The organism is Lysinibacillus sphaericus (assembly GCF_001629735.1).
GTDB lineage: Bacteria > Bacillota > Bacilli > Bacillales_A > Planococcaceae > Lysinibacillus > Lysinibacillus pinottii.
This window is the reverse complement of the sequence record NZ_CP015224.1, coordinates 135517-153644: the sequence shown is the minus strand read 5'-3', so window position 1 is coordinate 153644 and position 18128 is coordinate 135517. Positions and strand designations below refer to the sequence as shown.

The window sequence follows — 18128 nt, the reverse complement described above, 5'->3', positions numbered from 1 at the left end:
ACAAAGTAACGAACGTGCTTTTTTTGGTGATTACCACCAAATAATTGTTAAGAATGCTAAGAAGAATGTAAATGCAATTAAAATCCCCATCCACATGAAGAAACCAATAACGCCACCGAAGTGTGTTTTTTTGTCTTCTAAGTGCATGAAAGAATACAGTTGAAGTACAACTTGAACACCCGCTAATAATAAAACGAATGGCATAATTAAGTATTTAGAAAAATCAGCTGCAACTACTGCGAAAGCGATAAAAGTAAAGAAAATCATAATCGCAAAGTTGAGTACTTGTTTACGCATATGAACGGCATTATGATGACGATCATACTCATATTGTGCCTGTGATTTAGCAACTATAGGTGTATCGTGTGAAGACATTATCCGATCACTCCCATCAAGTAAACTACTGTAAAGATGAATACCCAAACAACGTCGATAAAGTGCCAATATAAAGCAGCTACGAAGAATTTAGGTGCATTGTATAAGTTTAAACCACGTTTAGCATTACGAATCATTAAAGTTGCGATCCATACAAGTCCTAAAGTTACGTGGAAACCATGTGTACCAACTAAAGAATAGAACGCAGTTGCGAATGCAGACTGGTTAAATGTAAAACCAAGATGTACATAGTGTTGGAACTCATAAATTTCAAGAGCTAAGAAACCAAGACCTAAAGCTAAAGTAATTGCTAACCAAGTTTGCATTCCTTTAAAGTTAAAGTTACGCATATGGTAAATTGCATAAACAGATGTTAGTGAAGATGTTAAAAGTAACATCGTCATAGCAAATGCTAATGGTAATTCAAATAAACCTTGAGTTGTGAACTCCATGCCAGCTGGCCCTTTGTTCTTAAGCGCTAAATAAGTAGCGAATAAACTTGCGAAAAGTACAACTTCACAGGCAAGGAAAATCCAGAAACCAACGACTTTGTTTTTACCTTCCAGCGTTGCTTGTTCAGGATGATCTGGCCAAGTATGAGGAGTAAATTTAGTATTGAAATCCATTATTTATTTCCCCCTTTGCCATAAAGTTGTTCTTCAATTTCAAGAATTTCTTCTTTGTGTAAATGGAAGCCGTGATCATCTTTAACAGAGCGGACAATCATTGCGCCAAATGTAATTGCAAGACCTGCAATTAAAACATAAATTGACCAAGGTTTATCTGCATCAGGATTATAAAGTGCACCGAATGCTGCAATAAACATACCTAATGAAATAACGAATGGAATCGCTGAGTTATTTGGCATATGAATATCGCCTAGTGGCTCAGCAAATGTAACTTCTTTGTTACCTTCTTGTTTTTCAATCCACCATGGATCTAAACCACGAACAAGAGGTGTTTGACGGAAGTTGTAGAATGGAATTGGTTGTGGAATTGACCATTCTAATGTACGTCCATCGCCCCATGGATCGCGACCTGCTGGTTTGCCTTTGATAGACATTAAGCAGTTGATTACCATTAAGATAACCCCTACACCCATCATTAATGCACCGATTGTAGAGATATAGTTGAATTGATCCCAACCTTGACCTTCCATGTAAGTGAATACACGACGTGGCATACCCATTAAACCAAGGAAGTGTTGAACGAAGAACGTTAAATGGAATCCGATAAAGAATATCCAGAAAGTAATTTTACCAAGCGTTTCGTTTAACATACGGTTGAAGAAAATTGGCCAGTAGAAATGTGCTGAACCAAATAATGCAGTAACGATACCACCAACGATTACGTAGTGGAAGTGAGCTACGATAAAGTAAGAATCATGTAATTGGTAGTCAAGAGGTGCAGATGCTTGCATTACCCCTGTAACACCACCCGCAACGAATGACGGAATGAAACCAAGTGCATAAAGCATTGGTGTTGTAACTTTAATAGATCCACCCCAAATCGTTAGGATCCAGTTGAATACCTTCATACCTGTTGGAACGGCAATTGCCATTGTTGCAACGGCGAAGATAGCGTTTGCTGTTGGTCCAAGACCAACTGTAAACATATGGTGGGCCCAAACCATGAACCCTAAGAAACCGATTAAAATTGTTGCGAATACCATTGAAGAGTATCCGAATAAACGTTTACGAGAGAACGCTGGGATAATCTCAGAGAATAATCCGAACGCAGGTAATACTAAGATATATACTTCTGGGTGTCCGAAGATCCAGAATAAGTGTTCCCAAATAACTGTGTTACCACCCATTGTATGGTCAAAGAAGTTACCACCGAACATACGGTCAAATAACATCATTAATAAACCAATTGTTAATGGAGGGAATGCGAATAAAATTAATGCACTTGATACAAGAGCTGTCCATGTGAATAATGGCATACGCATGAATGTCATACCAGGAGCACGCATCGTGATAATCGTAACGATAAAGTTAAGACCCGAAATTAACGTACCTGCACCTGAAATCTGTAAACCAAGTACATAGAAGTCAATACCATGCCCTGGAGAATATAAAGATAGTGATGCATAAGAAGTCCAGCCCGCATCAGGAGCGCCACCCATAAAGAATGACAGGTGAAGGAATACTGCACCTAGGAAGAATAACCAGAACCCTAATGAGTTAAGGAACGGGAATGCAACGTCACGTGCACCAATTTGTAATGGTACAAGCATGTTCATAAATGCGAATAGTAATGGAGTAGCAGCTAGGAATAACATCGTTGTTCCGTGCATTGTTAATAATTCATTGAAAAAACCAGCTGACACGAAATCGTTATTTGGTTTCATTAACTGAATACGCATTAATAACGCTTCAAAACCAGCGATAGCGAAGAACAATGTACCGGCTAATAAATACATAACTGCTAACTTTTTATGGTCAACAGTAGTAATGTAATCCCAGACAGTTGCTCCAAAGCCCTTTTTCTGTGTGTATGAGCTCACAACTTTTACCTCCCTCAAAATTTGTTACATAGAACGGAAATTATTTTTCAACTGATAAGCCCATGATATAAGTTGCAAGAGCTTCAATTTCTTCGTCAGATAAATTGCCGTATATAGGTGCAGTACCATCAGCATTCATCATCAAGTTACCTGGTTTAAATTCCTCAGGGTTTTTAATCCAAGCTTTTAAGTTTTCTTCATTGTGTTCTAAGAAACCAGCAACACGGTTACGGTCACCAAACGTAGTTAAGTTTGGACCTGGTGTACCGCCTGCTCCTGAACCAGAGATAGCATGACAGCCTAAGCAGCTGTTAGCAAAAGTTGCTTCGCCAAGATCTGATGATGCTTTGTCAGCAGTCTGTCCTTCTGTTGCTTTCATTGCATCAACCCATGCGTCAAATGCATCTGGGCTTAAAGCTTTTACTTTAAAGTCCATTAAAGCATGTGAAGGTCCACATAATTCAGCACATTTACCATAAAATACGCCATCTTTTAGGTCTTTAGATTCTTTATCAAATACTAAATAGAATTTGTTTAAGTTTTCTACGTTTGTATCCATTTTACCGCCTACAGCAGGAATCCAGAATGAGTGCTTAACATCGGCAGCTTTTAAATTAAAGTAAACTTTTTCACCTGTTGGTACTACTAGCTCTTGAGCCGTTATAATACCTTGGTTAGGATATTCGAACTCCCACCAGTACAATTTTGCTGTTACATTGATTGTTAGGGCAGTTTTGTTCCCCTCTTCATCTACCTCATCCATTGCAGCAACATCTGCAAATTTATAAGTAGTTGTAACAACTGGTACAGCGATAATTAATAATAGAATAATTGGTATAACTGTCCAAATCACTTCTAACGTATGACTACCCTCTACTTGCTTAGGGATAACATTTTCACCAACGCGTGAACGACGGTATTTCAGGAATGCAAGTAAATAAATAACGGATACTATTACCACTACTAGCGTCATAATTACAGTAGTTAACAGTAATAAATTTAATTGTTGTTTACCTACTTCTCCAGATGGTTTTAGTGTAGAAAGATAATCTTCACCACAACCTGAAAGGAAAACCATCATCACTGCTAGAAGTGAAAAAAGACGCCATTTTTTAAGCCCTTTCATCATAGCTTAATTAAACCCCTCTTTCTTTGTTGTATTTTCATGTGTACATAGGACATTAGTTCTGTCTATATGAATTCTTTTAAAAAAGAAAGAATTCCTAAATTTAGCTAAACACCGCAAATATTATGATGGATACAAATAGTATGGTCATATGATTCAATGAATAAATAAACATTCTGTTTGCCCATTTCATATCATCTTTTGCTGTAAAGCCTTTCAGAGCTAGTATTAACCAACCCAAGTTCAATGCAGTAGCAAGAGTTAAAAAGCCAATTCCAAGCTCCGGTAAAAGGAAAGGTAACGGTAATAATAAAAGAATCCAGAATAACATTGAGTACTTTGTACGTTTAAATCCCTTTACAACTGGTAGCATTGGTATTTTAGCTGCACGATATTCCTCTGTACGTTTCATAGCAAGCGCGTAGAAATGTGGTGGTTGCCATGCAAACATAATTAGAAATAAGGCAAGTGCTCCTGGACCTAAAGCAGGCTCAACTGCTGCGAATCCAATAATAGGAGGAATAGCCCCTGAAATGCTTCCTACAACCGTGTTACTAACATGCTTTCTCTTTGACCACATTGAATACAGAACGACATAAGCAAATATTCCTGCTAGTCCCCACATGCCGGCTGCAAACGATGCCGCAAATAACAAAATTTCACCTACAATTAAAAATGAGAGGGCAATGGTCAATACAAAATTTGGCTTGAATCTGCCAGTCACTGTCGGTCTTGCCTTCGTTCTTTTCATGATCGGATCTATATCTTGATCAATAAAGTTATTCATTGCACCTGAGCCACCAATGATTAATGCCGCACCCAGCATGGTGAATAAGATGACATCCAGTTCTTGCAAGAAGTGTCTACTAGTAAATTGAAAAGCCAGCCACATCCCTGTAAACGTTGTGACAAGATTCGAGTTTACAATGCCAATTTTTATTAGTGCTAAGAAATCTTTTACAACTGATGTTGTTTCTGGACCAGTATTTCTAGTAGCCGCCAGCGTACGACCGTTTGACATACTACCTCTCCTTTCATTTTTGTAAGCATATTCCGCTAACAATAACTATAGCGAAATTTGCGATTGATTTCTAGACATTAAGTGAAATTTAGATGAAGTTGTAAAAATTAGTTTTGTCTAGAAATATAATTAAAAACAACATATCTATAGTAAATCATTTTCTAAAATGAATTGTGAAGGTTAAAGCACGAAATTATGAACAATTTGTGAAATGGAATCGACATCTAGTACTCCCTTCCCTTTACAAGTTGTTTTTTAAACGTATTTTCGATATTATCTAGTAGCAGAAACATTACGTTCTTGTAATGTTGATAGATAAAGTAGGTGACTCATTTTATGCAACACAATAGATATTTAAAGTGGTTTGCTGTTGCCGCTACGGTAGGGATGCTCCTTATTTTATTAGGTGGGGCTCTCGTTACGAAAACAGATAGTGGCTTAGGCTGTGGTCGAAACTGGCCTGATTGTAATGGATCTCTTATTCCAAAGGAGATTACACCGGAAGTCCTTATTGAATTCTCACATCGTCTTGTTACTGGAGTCGTATCTATTTCAATTCTTGTGTTAACAGTTTGGACATGGCGTAAGCTCGGACATATTCGTGAAGTAAAACTTTTAGGTTTTTTAGCAATGTTTTTCTTAATTGCGCAGGCTCTTATTGGAGCTGCTCAAGTACTATGGGGGCAAGGTGATTTCATCTTAGCACTTCATTTTGGTATTTCTCTTATTTCCTTTGCCGCGGTTCTGCTTCTCTCTATGATTGTATTTGAAGTCGATCGGAAATTTGATGCCGATAACGTATTTATTGGTAAAAAGTTACGTTGGCATACAATTGCTGTCACAATTTATTCTTATTTGGTCGTTTATACCGGTGCGTTAGTTCGACATACAGATTCGAGCTTAATTTGCCCAGACTGGCCATTTTGCTATAACGAAACACCATTAGCATCTCCAAATAACATGTACGAATGGGTGCAAATGGGACATCGTTTAGCTGTTCTTATTATTTTTATTTGGATTGCATACATAACTTGGCACGCTGTGAAAGAATATAAAAATCAACGTGTGGTTTACTATGGTTGGATCATTGCTTTTACTATAGTATTTTTACAAGTGATTGCTGGTATGTTAGTAGTCCTAACTAAACTGAACTTAACAGTCGCTTTAATGCATTCATTATTAATTTCTCTCTTGTTCGGTCTATTATGTTACATGATCATGCTCGTTGCTCGTAGTAACTACAATGAAAAAATGAAATAGTTTAATAAAAAAGATTCGTTACAGTATTTGTAACGAATCTTTTTTTTTTCTTATCGTTGTTTCTTCATAGATTCAGTTCCTATAATCCCTACTATTAAAATAATCATAGATACTAGGGCGTAGTCTTTAAAGAATGATGTAAATGGAATGTCAAAATATCTACAAATCACTGTTACAAGACGACCACCTAATAGTATTAAACCAATGACAAACATCCAATTAAATAAAGCTTTAGGCATGGTTAGTGTCCTCTACTTTCATAGCTGTCCAGCTAATGTTGATGACCTCTTCGATGAGGTATCCTTCTTAACATGTACTCCCCAATCAATCCTTGAATAAGTTTTACCATAACATGGACAGATGTAATATATTCCCCTTGTTCCTTTAGTTAATATATTGCTCAAGGCTTGTAATAAAGATCTTCTCCATCACCTGGCAACTTATCAAAAGGAATGTTATTAGCAGTACTAGTAGCGCAGTATTACCTTCTGGGTGTATCTCTTGATATGACCTCCATAAAATGAGCTAATGAATCATCCGCAACATGTGTTTTTGCGAAATGATATGAAATTAAAGCTGTGCTAATGAAAGTACATTTGCAATTTGGGCTAAACTCGACTTCACATAGCCAATATCACTGAACGTCCTTATAGTTACATCAAATAATTTGCTGTTTCCTTGCTTCCTGAATAAAGGTATTTTTATTAATTTCCATAAAATCTCATTGATTACTCAAACATCTCTTAATCAATTAATCAAATTCTATATAATTGTTCTCATTTCTACAATTAAAAAAGGTATGCAGATATTAAAAAAGCATCTACATACCTTGTATTACTATCAGTTATTCAACTTCAATCAGCAAATCACCTGTTGAAATAGCATCTCCTGCACTTGCATAAACCTCTTTAACGATACCATCTTTTGGTGCTTGGACAGTTGTTTCCATTTTCATTGCCTCTGTAATCAATAGATGATCACCACGTTTTACAGGACTTCCTTTGGACACAACGACCTTCAATACAGTACCAGGCATTGTAGCACCAATTTGATTTGGATTACTTGGATCTGCCTTTAATGACAGATTGCCATCTACTTCCACGGTCATATCTTGAATGACCAATTCACGGGATTGACCATTTAGCTCAAAGTACAGGACACGCGTTCCATTATGTTGCGGTTCGCCGATAGAGACCAGTTTAATAATCAGCGTTTTTCCTTTTTCGATTTCAACTTCAATGATTTCACCAAGCTTTAAGCCGTAAAGGAATGTAGGCGTATCAAGAACTGAAATATTACCGAAAGATTCTGCCGTTTTCGCATACTCTTCAAAAACTTTTGGATAAAGGGCATATGCCAATACGTCCTTTTTCGAAACCGGACGATTCAATTTTTCTTCTAGCACTGCCTCCAATTGTTCAAATTGAATAGGCTCTAATAATTCACCAGGTCGAACTGTAATAGCTTTACGGTCTTTTAGCACTACTTGTTGCAATGCTTTAGGGAATCCGCCGTGTGGCTGTCCTAGATAGCCTTGGAATAATTCAATAACAGAGTCTGGGAAATCAATCGTTTGACCCCTTGTTAATACAGTATTTTCATCTAAGTCATTTTGTACCATAAAGAGTGCCATATCACCTACTACCTTCGAGGAAGGTGTTACTTTGACAATGTCCCCAAATAATAGGTTCACACGGGAATACATACGTTTAACTTCTTCCCAGCGATCGCCAAGGCCTACTGCTTTTGCCTGTTGTTGTAGATTACTATATTGTCCTCCAGGCATCTCATGTACATAGATTTCAGAGTGTGGGCTAATCATGCCACTTTCGAAATCCTTATAATATTTACGTACATCTTCCCAATAATAAGACAATCTTTCCAATGCATCGATGTCTGCACGGAGCTCACGTTTACTGCCCTTCATGGCATAGTAAAGTGAGTTTGCACTTGGCTGAGATGTGAGACCCGCCATTGACCCTAATGCTGTATCAATGATATCTACACCTGCCTCAATGGCTTTTGCATATAAGTAAATACCATTACCACTAGTGTCATGGGTATGCAAGTGGATTGGCAGACTTGTCGTCTCTTTTAATTCGGAAATTAAACGATATGCTGCTTCTGGCTTCAGTAAACCAGCCATATCTTTAATAGCTAAAATATGAGCACCAGATGCCTCAAGTTCCTTGGCCATGTCCTTATAATATTGCACAGAATATTTCGCACGAGTATCATCCAGAATATCGCCAGTATAGCAGATTGCCGCTTCCGCAATTTTCCCTGATTGTCGTGCTGCATCTATAGCTACTTCCATTCCCTTAATCCAGTTCAAGCTATCGAAAATACGGAACACATCAATACCCGATGCAGCTGATTCTGCGATAAATTCACGGATTAAATTGTCAGGATAGTTCGTGTAACCAACAGCATTGGCACCACGCAACAACATTTGGAATAATACGTTTGGAACTTGCTCACGTAGTTTTGCTAAACGCTCCCATGGGTCCTCCTTTAAGAAGCGATACGCCACATCAAACGTAGCACCGCCCCACATTTCCAAAGAGAATAATTGATGCATCATACGAGCTGTTGCATCTGCAATTTGATACATATCATGCGAGCGTACACGAGTAGCGAGAAGAGATTGATGAGCATCACGGAAAGTAGTATCCGTTAATAGCACATCATCTTGTGCTAAAATCCATTGCACTAAGCCATCTGCTCCCTGTGTATCTAAAATTTGTTTCGTACCGGTTGGTGGCACAATTAAACGATCTATTTTAGGAATGTTCGGTTGAACAAAAATGGGCTTTGATTGCTTTTCCACACCAGGGAATCCGTTTAACGTTACATTACCGATATAGCTTAACAGCTTTGTCCCCCGGTCTTGACGTACTGGGAAATGGAACAGCTCTGGTGTAGTGTCAATAAAGCTTGTATCAAAGGCACCGGATAAAAATTTCTCATGTGTCACAACATTATTTAAAAACGGAATATTCGTTTTGACGCCACGAATACGGAATTCTTTTAAATTTCGGTCCATTTTCGCAGCAGCTTCTTTAAAATTCATGCCAGATGTAGAGATTTTTACGAGTAAGGAATCATAGTATGGTGTGACAACAGCACCTTGGAAACCATTACCGGCATCTAAACGCACTCCAAAACCACCACTAGAGCGGTAAACCATTAACTTTCCTGTATCCGGCATAAAGTCGTTAGCAGGGTCCTCTGTTGTTACACGAGCCTGAATTGCATAGCCGATCATTGGCATATCTTCTTGCTTTGGCATATGAATTTCTTCGCTGAACAGGCTATAACCTGCTGCTACCTTAATTTGGGTATGAACAATATCTACACCTGTAATCATTTCTGTAATCGTATGTTCTACTTGAATGCGAGGGTTTACCTCGATGAAATAAAAATCGTCCCCTGCGACTAAAAATTCCACTGTCCCTGCATTTATGTACGAGACATTCTTCATTATTTTCACAGCAGCAGCACAAATACGATTTCTTAGCTCTTCGGAAATCGAGTTAGAAGGAGCAATCTCAACTACCTTTTGGTGACGACGTTGGATTGAACAATCGCGTTCATATAAATGCACAATATTGCCTTGCTGATCACCAATAATTTGTACTTCAATATGCTTTGGTTTTATAATGGCCTTTTCAACATACACCTCATCAGAGCCAAAAGCAGCTTTTGCTTCTGATTTTGCGCGTTCATAGGCAGAAGCAAGCTCCTCGGCTGCATGCACAAGACGCATGCCACGACCACCACCGCCAAGCGCTGCCTTAATCATAATTGGATAGCCAAAAGTGCTAGCAAATGCCTCTACCTCTGCTAAATTGGCTACAGGGCCATCTGTACCAGGAATAACAGGAATGTCAGCCGCAATGGCTTGCAAACGTGCTTTAACCTTATCCCCAAACATATCTAAATGTTCAGAAGTTGGTCCAATAAAGATAATACCCTCTTCTTCACAGCGACGTGCAAATTCCACGTTTTCTGATAAAAAACCATACCCAGGATGAATCGCATCAACATCTGCATCTTTTGCGATGGCAATAATACCTTCAATATCTAAATAGGCATCAATTGGTTTCTTGCCCGCTCCCACTAAATAAGCTTCATCAGCTTTAAAGCGATGAAAAGCACCACTATCTTCTCTTGAATAGATAGCAACAGTTTGGATATTCAGCTCCGTACAAGCACGGAAAATACGAATTGCAATTTCTCCTCGATTGGCTACAAGGATTTTGTTGATTGATTCCATAGATATCCCCCTTTATGATTGTGTTTTTTTCCTCTCTACCTTTTCAAACATAGAAACATTGATTAATATTCCCATTGCTAAAGATAGAATGATTATAGATGTACCGCCATAGCTTATAAAAGGTAACGTTACACCGGTTAACGGGATTAACCCAGTTACACCCCCAAGATTTATAAACGATTGCCAGCCTATCCAGCTCGCAATACCTGCCGCAATCATGCGTGCCATTGGATCCTTTGTTCGCAAAGCAATAGAAAAACCTTTATACACGATAAACCCTAAACCAGTCAGGACGATTAAAACTCCCCATATCCCTAATTCTTCCATAATTATAGCCATAATAAAATCTGTTTGTGGTTCAGGTAGGTACCCTAATTTTTGAATGGATTGACCAAGTCCTCTTCCTTCTAAGCCGCCTCCACCAATTGCATAATAGCTATTGGCCACTTGGTGACCACTACCATTTTCATATTCGAACGGATTTAAATAAGATAAAATTCGCCCTTTTCGGTTATCAGTTAATAGTTCACCCTTGAATAACAAAAGTATGCCAAGGATTGCAGCACCGAATGCCGCCAATACACCAAAAAATTTCCAAAAGGTCTTAAAGGGAATACCACTGGAAGCTACGACGGATACGGCAATACCACATAAAATAATAACTGCCCCTAAATCTGTTTCAAATGCAACACCAGCCACTACTAGAATCCATAGAAAAATGGGATAAAAGATTTCCGTCGGTTGAAGTTTTTCAAATGTATATTTTTGTGATTTGCGATAAAAAGCAGCTGCAAAATATAAAATTATAAATAGTTTTGCATATTCAGATGGCTGAAAGTTTCCTAAACCAGGCACACGTATCCAACTTTGTGACCCTACATCTTCTGCACCATGCCCTGCTACCTTTAGCCAAGTAAATAGAACAGCTAATATGATAGTAAGTATCATCATAATATTCTTATTCGCATAATGCTTATAAGGGAAAAATGCTGCCACAATAAAACCTAAAGAGGCAACTATTAAATTGGTGATTTGCTTTTGGTAAAAGTAATCAGGCGCTTCTCCTTCACGTACAATAGCTACCATCATACTTGAACTATAAATCATAATTAATCCAAATAAGCTCAATAATAGGACAGTAAAAAATAAGGGGTAATCAAAATTTTGTGCATATCGTTTTAAGTATTGTTTCATGTGAAAAACCTCGTTCTAGTAAAAAAACTCAAAGCGCAAAAAAGCGTTTGAGTTTTTTCTTTTTATTTGTCTGTATACGCATCGTGTAGTACAGAAAGTTCTTTCTCGAGTGAATCGAGAATTTCCTTGCCTTTTTCACGTTCAATCAGACCTAGCTTCACAGCAAAATCAATTTCACGAGACAGGCCGAACATTTGTGTATCTAATACTTCCTCATATAAAGGGCATTGTGGCATTGTTAAATGATCCATTTGTACTCGAATAAGGCGAGCAATCTTATCTGCATCAGCAATTAAAAGCTCCAAAGCCTTTTCTTGAAAAGAAGTTTGTGATTTCGTATCCATGAGGACGCCCCCATTATCTGATATTTCTTCGATTCTATCTTAATAAAGTTTATCTTTTAGTCGTTAAAAATGCAAGTGTCTTCATTGGAAAATACCGAATTCCAATTTTATTTCTTTATTATTTTTAGGCATTAGCGTTATACTATGTCATGGATATACAAGATTTGAGGAGGATTTCTATCATGGAAACAATAATTCCTATCAAGGGCGCAGTATCATATCAATTAACATTAGATCCCACTGTTTGGATTTTCGATGACCGTAAATTAGATTTAAAAACATATTTCACGACACAAGATGTTGAGGAAGATTCAGACATCAAATATATGCGTGAAGTTGGTGCTCACTGGTCTCGTGAGATTATGGAAGGAGCTACATTTCCACCTACATTAAAATCAGAGCGTAAATTTGACCGTAAAGGAATGGAAACAGGCACATTTGGTATTGAATTAGGTCATTTCTTGAAAAATGCTGAAATTAAACCTGAAGCAACAAAGATTATCTTTGAATGTGAAAATGGTCAGGAATATCCTTTTTCTATTGAAGAAGCCTATAAACTTATTTTAAAATATAGCCAAGATGGCAAACCACTCTTAGAGGATGGTCCTATCCATGTATTAATGAGAGATGGTTCAAATCTTGACAATCCTATTAAAAACGTATTAGCCATTCGCGCTGAATAGGGGGGAATGCAATGCGCGTAAAATGCGTAATTTGCGATACGATTCAAAATATAGACGATAATTTACCTTTAGCTAAAAAATTACGTAATCGTCCAATCCATACTTATATGTGTGACAATTGCCATGATCGTATTAAAGAAAATACGGTTGCACGTTTAGAAACAGGTAATTTCCGTTTTTATAGAACTTCACCACAAATGGATAAAGAATTTTAATGTATAAAACCAAAAAGAGGTGCATCCCATAGGAGACACCTCTTTACTATATTAGCCATTATTTTTAATAACCGACTTTTCTATCAACTCAACCACCTGATACATAATCGTTGCAAAAAATGCAATGATAAGCAAGGACATGAGCACAAGGTTAAAATTAAACACTTGGAAGCCGTAGATAATTAAATAGCCAAGACCTTTAGAGGCAACTAAAAACTCACCAACAATAACCCCAACCCACGATAGTCCCACATTCACCTTCAAGGTTGAAATTATGGTCGGAAAGGATGCTGGTAAGATGACTTCTCGAAAGATTTGCCACCTAGTTGCACCGAATGTTTGTAGGACTTTACTGTAATTCGGATCAACACCTTTAAAGGCCGTATATACTACGATGGTCGTAATAATAATGGAAATTAAAGCCCCCATCGCAATGATGGAAAAATAACCCGGGCCTAGTGCAACAATAAGAATAGGTCCTAGCGCCACTTTTGGCATCGCATTTAAAATAACTAAATAAGGGTCGAGTACCTTCGATAGAAATGGTGACCACCACAATAGGATAGCTATGAGCGTCCCCAGTAAAGTCCCAGCAATAAAGCCAATAACCGTTTCCATTAATGTCACACCAACATGCAATGTTAAAGTTCCATCAATTACTTTTTCGATAAATGTATGCCAAACTTGTGTCGGTGAACTAAAAATTAAACGGTCAATCCATTCTAATCTAGAAAGCAGCTCCCAACCTCCAAAGAAAAGAAGCAGAATAATAAGCTGATATAGCCGTACAAAGCGTTTTTCTTTTTTCAGCATTTGCTGATATTGTTTAAATAATGTGTTATCCAAGGCTCTCCAGCTCCTTCCAAATGATTTGGAATACATCTGCATAGGTCGGATGCTGTCTTACCTCAAACGGTGACAATTCACGAAGTTCTTCAGGTATTTCAAACACTTTATGCAATGTCCCTGGATTGGCAGAAAATAAAAAGACACGCTCACTCATAGCTATTGCCTCTCCAATATCATGTGTCACAAGAATTGCTGTCTTTCTATAGGTCTTTAATGTTTCTACAACTAAATCCTCAAGCTTTAATTTTGATTGATAATCAAGAGCTGAAAATGGTTCATCTAACAATAAAATTTTAGGGTTTACTGCTAAGGTGCGAGCAAGTGCCACACGTTGTCTCATACCCCCTGATAATTCTCGTGGATAATTGTTTCCCACATTTGGTAATCCTACTTCTTGCAAAAGAGCATTGGCGGTTACTTTATGCGTATTATTGCTTCGCTCCATAATTTTCAAACCAATAGTAACGTTTTCTTCAATCGTTTTCCACGGAAATAAATAGTCCTGCTGAAGCATATAGCCAATGCTTGATTGATTATATGCCGATAGTTCCTCACCATCTATATAGACCTTGCCTTCTGTTGCTGGAAACAAACCAGCGATTATTGATAATAACGTCGTTTTGCCACAGCCACTAGGCCCGATAAAGGACACAAACTCTCCTTCACGAATGGCCAAGCTAATATCACGTAATACTTCCTTTGCCTGGGTGCTTGAAAAATAACTATGGTGAATATTCTCTAGCTGTAAAAATTCCATTACTCAGCAGCCTTTTTAGCAAAAGTTGTGTTCACAAGTTTTTCATACTCCACACGTTGAGGAAGTTCACCTGCTTCCTCCATTATTGTTTGCAAGTTATCCCACTCCCCCTCATCGAGGATTGGGTCTGTTGCATAAGAGCCTTGTGCTTTATAACGCTCGATTACTGTTTCAATAATCGCAACATCTACATTTTCAAAATAAGGTTGAATAATTTTTGCCACTTCAGCGGCACTCTCTTGCTGTACAAAATCCTGTGCTCGCTGCAAGGCATTTGTAAAGGCTTGAACTGTCTTCTTATCATCCTTTAAATAACTGCTTTTCGCCATAAAGGACGTATAAGGCAAATTACCAGACTCAGTGCCAAAAGATGCTACAATATAGCCTTTCCCCTCTTTTTCAAATACGCTAGCTGTTGGTTCAAATAGCTGCACATAATCACCAGTACCCGAGGCAAAAGCTGTAGCAATATTCGCAAAATCAATATTTTGTATAAGGGTTAAATCATTAACAGGGTCAATGCCATGCTTCTTCAACACAAATTCCCCTGCCATTTGCGGCATTCCGCCTTTACGCTGCCCTAAAAATGTAGAATCCTTCAATTGATCCCATGAAAATTTATTTATTTTTTCCCTTGCAACTAAAAAAGTACCGTCAGTTTGGGTTAACTGAGCAAAATTCTGAATGGGATCATTCGCCCCTTGTAATGTGACGTAAATGGAAGTTTCTGACCCGACTAAAGCAATATCAATACCATCTGACAGCAATGCCGTCATAGTTTTATCGCCACCAGCTATCGTTTGTAGCTCTACAGAAAGACCCTCATCCTTGAAGAATCCTTTTTCAAGCGCTACATATTGAGGTGCATAAAAAATCGAACGAGTTACTTCTCCAACTTTGACTTTTTCTAGCTCTGCTTTATTACATGCTGTCAAAGAAAGGAGTAACAAAGCAATGACACCTATTAGAAAACCTTTTGTAAGCCAACGCATTCCCTTTCCTCCTTGATGTGATGAAAATAAGCCTATCGACATTAACTTATTCACATCTGAAGAATTCGGTGCCAACCATTTTATATTGATTTTGTAATTGTGTAGCATTAGGTATGCAATAGGATTTTTTTGAAGAAGTTTTTAGTTATATAAAAAAACAGCCTTAGCAATTACTGTGCTAAGGCTGTTTGATAAACGATTAAAGCTCTAAATATATAATACGTACTGCCTTTTATTGATTGGCAGCTTGTTGCTCTTCTCTTTTTTCACGCCATAATCTTGTTTTATAAACAATTAAAATTAAGGCGGCTACAATCAAGCCCTCAATCATTGGCAAGAATAGAGCGAAGAATGTTAGCATGATACAACCCAAAAAGAGGAACGCATAAATAATAATGTTTTGAGATAGTTTTAATTTCTTGGCAAAGCCAAGCTTATAGACAATGGCAGAAAGTGCAAATACAAGAAGAAATACAACATAGCCTGCAATTTCATAGCTTGGTAAATTTTCGTATAAAAATCTAGTTATACCCGCCATTCTTCCAAAAACTCTTGTTGTTTCCTCGGAACTTGTCTGTGCAGCAACTTGAATAACATTTAGTTCACCCAATAAAGCGGACTTAATATCCAAGACTCCTCTTCCTTTCATGTCAGCGAAAATTATTGTTCTGCGTTACGTAATTTTTTCGCTGCTTTCTCACGTTCATTTTTATCTAGAATTTTTTTACGCAGACGAATAGATTCTGGTGTAATTTCTAAATACTCATCATCACCTAAGTATTCAAGCGCTTCTTCTAAAGATAAAATACGTGGTTTTTTAATAACATTCGTTTGGTCTTTATTTGCTGAACGAATGTTTGTTTTTTGTTTCATTTTAGTGATGTTTACAGTGATATCAGCGTCACGAGTATTTTCTCCAACGATCATACCTTCGTAAATATCTGTACCTGGCTCCAAGAACAGTGTACCACGATCTTCAATTTGCATCATACCATAAGTTGTTGATTTACCAGTTTCCATAGAAACTAGCACACCTTGGTGACGTCCACCAATTTTACCTGGTAGTAATGGTTGGTAGCAATCAAACGTATGGTTGATAATACCAAAACCTTTTGTCATTGACATGAATTCAGTCGTATAACCGATCAAACCACGAGCCGGTACTAAGAACGTTAAACGAACTTGACCACTGCCGTTATTCACCATATCAAGCATTTCACCTTTACGTGTACCAATAGATTCAATAATTGAACCAACATTTTCTTCCGGTACATCGATTTGAACGCGCTCAAATGGTTCACATTTTACACCATCGATTTCACGCACGATTACTTGTGGTTTTGATACTTGTAATTCAAAACCTTCACGACGCATATTTTCGATAAGGATCGATAGGTGAAGCTCACCACGACCTGAAACTGTCCAAGCATCTGGAGAGTCAGTATCTTCAACTCGTAATGATACGTCCGTTTGTAATTGAGCACGTAAACGCTCTTCTACTTTACGAGATGTAACCCATTTCCCTTCACGACCTGCAAATGGAGAGTTGTTTACTAAGAATGTCATTTGTAAAGTTGGTTCATCGATACGTAATGGCGTAAGCGCTTCTTGATGCTCAACAGGACAAACTGTTTCACCTACGTTGATATCTTCCATACCAGAAACGGCGATTAAATCACCAGCTTTTGCTGTCTCTACTTCTTCACGTTTTAAACCGAAGAAACCAAAGATCTTCGTTACACGGAAGTTTTTCACTGTACCATCTAATTTCATCAGTGCAACTTGTTGACCTACAGAAATTGTTCCACGGAATACGCGGCCAATTCCGATACGTCCAACGAAGTCATTATAGTCAAGTAAAGCTACTTGGAATTGTAATGGGTCTTCTGAGTTATCAACTGGTGCTGGGATAGATTCAATAACTTTTTCAAATAGACATTTCATATTTTCTTCTTGTTTAGATGGATCAGCGTCTAAAGAAGCTGTACCATTTACACCTGAAGCATAGACTACAGGGAAGTCTAATTGATCGTCATCTGCACCTAGCTCGATAAATAATTCAAGTACTTCATCTACTACTTCTAGTGGACGAGCTGAGTCTTTGTCTACTTTATTAACAACAACGATTGGTGTTAGACGTTGTTCTAATGCTTTTTTTAATACGAAACGTGTTTGAGGCATACAACCTTCATACGCATCGACAACTAGTAAAACGCCGTCTACCATTTTTAAAATACGTTCTACCTCACCACCAAAGTCAGCGTGTCCAGGCGTATCAAGGATGTTGATACGAGTTCCTTCATAGTTTACTGCTGTATTTTTAGCTAAAATCGTAATACCACGTTCGCGTTCAATATCATTAGAGTCCATTGCACGTTCTTCAACACGTTCGTTTGAACGGAATGTACCTGATTGTTTTAGTAATTGGTCGACTAAGGTAGTTTTACCATGGTCAACGTGGGCGATTATTGCGATATTGCGAAGATCTTGACGTAAGTTTGTCATTATTCCACTCCATATTCTT

General features: G+C 37.8%; 17 protein-coding genes. 3 read left to right on the top strand and 14 right to left on the bottom strand.

The annotated features are described in order from the left end of the window. Positions 1 to 30: 30 nt before the first annotated feature. The 5 genes from A2J09_RS00680 to cyoE all read right to left on the bottom strand — a co-directional run bounded on the left by A2J09_RS00680 (position 31) and on the right by cyoE (position 5031). Entirely contained in the window at positions 31 to 375 is a 345-nt protein-coding gene (locus A2J09_RS00680) for a cytochrome C oxidase subunit IV family protein (protein ID WP_012293127.1), read from the bottom strand. Continuing rightward, positions 375 to 1001: a cytochrome c oxidase subunit 3 gene (locus A2J09_RS00675; RefSeq protein WP_008173951.1), complete on the bottom strand. Its 627-nt coding sequence runs from the start codon at positions 999 to 1001 to the stop codon at positions 375 to 377. The genes A2J09_RS00680 and A2J09_RS00675 overlap by 1 nt, the downstream gene beginning before the upstream one ends. Further along, a complete protein-coding gene (gene ctaD, locus A2J09_RS00670) occupies positions 1001 to 2884 on the bottom strand; it encodes a cytochrome c oxidase subunit I (RefSeq protein ID WP_012293125.1) in 1884 nt (627 codons plus the stop codon). Before ctaD ends, A2J09_RS00675 begins: the two co-directional genes overlap by 1 nt. A gap of 40 nt (positions 2885 to 2924) precedes the next feature. Further along, entirely contained in the window at positions 2925 to 4013 is a 1089-nt protein-coding gene (gene coxB, locus A2J09_RS00665) for a cytochrome c oxidase subunit II (protein WP_031418894.1), read from the bottom strand. Positions 4014 to 4113: 100 nt separating this feature from the next. Continuing rightward, positions 4114 to 5031 carry a heme o synthase gene (cyoE, locus tag A2J09_RS00660; RefSeq protein WP_012293124.1) on the bottom strand — a complete coding sequence of 306 codons (918 nt, stop codon included), beginning with the start codon at positions 5029 to 5031 and terminating at the stop codon, positions 4114 to 4116. 336 nt (positions 5032 to 5367) lie between these two features. On the opposite strand from cyoE, the gene A2J09_RS00655 reads away from it, so the two are divergent. Continuing rightward, positions 5368 to 6291, top strand: coding sequence for a COX15/CtaA family protein (locus A2J09_RS00655; protein WP_012293123.1), 924 nt, complete (start codon positions 5368 to 5370; stop codon positions 6289 to 6291). Positions 6292 to 6341: 50 nt separating this feature from the next. Here A2J09_RS00655 and A2J09_RS00650 read toward each other — a convergent pair whose 3' ends face one another. The 4 genes from A2J09_RS00650 to A2J09_RS00635 all read right to left on the bottom strand — a co-directional run bounded on the left by A2J09_RS00650 (position 6342) and on the right by A2J09_RS00635 (position 12108). Then, positions 6342 to 6530, bottom strand: coding sequence for a hypothetical protein (locus A2J09_RS00650; protein WP_012293122.1), 189 nt, complete (start codon positions 6528 to 6530; stop codon positions 6342 to 6344). Between the two features lie 605 nt (positions 6531 to 7135). Continuing rightward, positions 7136 to 10570, bottom strand: coding sequence for a pyruvate carboxylase (pyc, locus tag A2J09_RS00645; protein WP_012293121.1), 3435 nt, complete (start codon positions 10568 to 10570; stop codon positions 7136 to 7138). Positions 10571 to 10582: 12 nt separating this feature from the next. Further along, positions 10583 to 11764 carry an FtsW/RodA/SpoVE family cell cycle protein gene (locus tag A2J09_RS00640; RefSeq protein ID WP_012293120.1) on the bottom strand — a complete coding sequence of 394 codons (1182 nt, stop codon included), beginning with the start codon at positions 11762 to 11764 and terminating at the stop codon, positions 10583 to 10585. A 62-nt stretch (positions 11765 to 11826) separates the two neighbouring features. Continuing rightward, positions 11827 to 12108, bottom strand: a complete 282-nt coding sequence (locus tag A2J09_RS00635; protein WP_012293119.1) for an Fpa/YlaN family protein — start codon at positions 12106 to 12108, stop codon at positions 11827 to 11829. Positions 12109 to 12290: 182 nt separating this feature from the next. Between A2J09_RS00635 and A2J09_RS00630 the strand changes: the two genes are divergently transcribed. Then, positions 12291 to 12791 carry a molybdopterin-binding protein gene (locus tag A2J09_RS00630; protein WP_012293118.1) on the top strand — a complete coding sequence of 167 codons (501 nt, stop codon included), beginning with the start codon at positions 12291 to 12293 and terminating at the stop codon, positions 12789 to 12791. Positions 12792 to 12802: 11 nt separating this feature from the next. Further along, the gene (locus A2J09_RS00625; protein WP_012293117.1) at positions 12803 to 13006 is read left to right on the top strand and encodes a YlaI family protein; all 204 of its coding nucleotides are present in this window, start codon (positions 12803 to 12805) and stop codon (positions 13004 to 13006) included. Positions 13007 to 13057: 51 nt separating this feature from the next. Here the strand turns inward: A2J09_RS00625 and A2J09_RS00620 are convergent, their stop codons facing one another. The 5 genes from A2J09_RS00620 to typA form a co-directional block, all read right to left on the bottom strand. Beyond that, positions 13058 to 13852 (bottom strand): ABC transporter permease, encoded by a 795-nt coding sequence (locus tag A2J09_RS00620; protein WP_012293116.1) that lies wholly within the window; start codon positions 13850 to 13852, stop codon positions 13058 to 13060. Beyond that, the gene (locus A2J09_RS00615) at positions 13845 to 14612 is read right to left on the bottom strand and encodes an ABC transporter ATP-binding protein (protein ID WP_012293115.1); all 768 of its coding nucleotides are present in this window, start codon (positions 14610 to 14612) and stop codon (positions 13845 to 13847) included. The genes A2J09_RS00620 and A2J09_RS00615 overlap by 8 nt, the downstream gene beginning before the upstream one ends. Continuing rightward, complete coding sequence (locus A2J09_RS00610) at positions 14612 to 15604, bottom strand: ABC transporter substrate-binding protein (RefSeq protein ID WP_036160924.1); 993 nt, start codon at positions 15602 to 15604, stop codon at positions 14612 to 14614. The genes A2J09_RS00615 and A2J09_RS00610 overlap by 1 nt, the downstream gene beginning before the upstream one ends. Positions 15605 to 15836: 232 nt before the next feature. Continuing rightward, the gene (locus tag A2J09_RS00605; protein WP_031418888.1) at positions 15837 to 16235 is read right to left on the bottom strand and encodes a YlaH-like family protein; all 399 of its coding nucleotides are present in this window, start codon (positions 16233 to 16235) and stop codon (positions 15837 to 15839) included. A gap of 29 nt (positions 16236 to 16264) precedes the next feature. Next, positions 16265 to 18109, bottom strand: coding sequence for a translational GTPase TypA (typA, locus tag A2J09_RS00600; protein ID WP_008173982.1), 1845 nt, complete (start codon positions 18107 to 18109; stop codon positions 16265 to 16267). Positions 18110 to 18128: the final 19 nt, after the last annotated feature.

Bases quoted from the DNA above. Each gene is read 5' to 3' on its own strand.
- A2J09_RS00650 (WP_012293122.1), bottom strand. From the start codon at position 6,530: ATGCCTAAAGCTTTATTTAATTGGATGTTTGTCATTGGTTTAATACTA.
- A2J09_RS00680 (WP_012293127.1), bottom strand. From the start codon at position 375: ATGTCTTCACACGATACACCTATAGTTGCTAAATCACAGGCACAATAT.
- coxB (WP_031418894.1), bottom strand. From the start codon at position 4,013: ATGATGAAAGGGCTTAAAAAATGGCGTCTTTTTTCACTTCTAGCAGTG.
- A2J09_RS00625 (WP_012293117.1), top strand. From the start codon at position 12,803: ATGCGCGTAAAATGCGTAATTTGCGATACGATTCAAAATATAGACGAT.
- typA (WP_008173982.1), bottom strand. From the start codon at position 18,109: ATGACAAACTTACGTCAAGATCTTCGCAATATCGCAATAATCGCCCAC.
- A2J09_RS00615 (WP_012293115.1), bottom strand. From the start codon at position 14,612: ATGGAATTTTTACAGCTAGAGAATATTCACCATAGTTATTTTTCAAGC.
- pyc (WP_012293121.1), bottom strand. From the start codon at position 10,570: ATGGAATCAATCAACAAAATCCTTGTAGCCAATCGAGGAGAAATTGCA.
- A2J09_RS00635 (WP_012293119.1), bottom strand. From the start codon at position 12,108: ATGGATACGAAATCACAAACTTCTTTTCAAGAAAAGGCTTTGGAGCTT.
- A2J09_RS00610 (WP_036160924.1), bottom strand. From the start codon at position 15,604: ATGCGTTGGCTTACAAAAGGTTTTCTAATAGGTGTCATTGCTTTGTTA.
- A2J09_RS00630 (WP_012293118.1), top strand. From the start codon at position 12,291: ATGGAAACAATAATTCCTATCAAGGGCGCAGTATCATATCAATTAACA.
- A2J09_RS00640 (WP_012293120.1), bottom strand. From the start codon at position 11,764: ATGAAACAATACTTAAAACGATATGCACAAAATTTTGATTACCCCTTA.
- cyoE (WP_012293124.1), bottom strand. From the start codon at position 5,031: ATGTCAAACGGTCGTACGCTGGCGGCTACTAGAAATACTGGTCCAGAA.
- A2J09_RS00675 (WP_008173951.1), bottom strand. From the start codon at position 1,001: ATGGATTTCAATACTAAATTTACTCCTCATACTTGGCCAGATCATCCT.
- A2J09_RS00655 (WP_012293123.1), top strand. From the start codon at position 5,368: ATGCAACACAATAGATATTTAAAGTGGTTTGCTGTTGCCGCTACGGTA.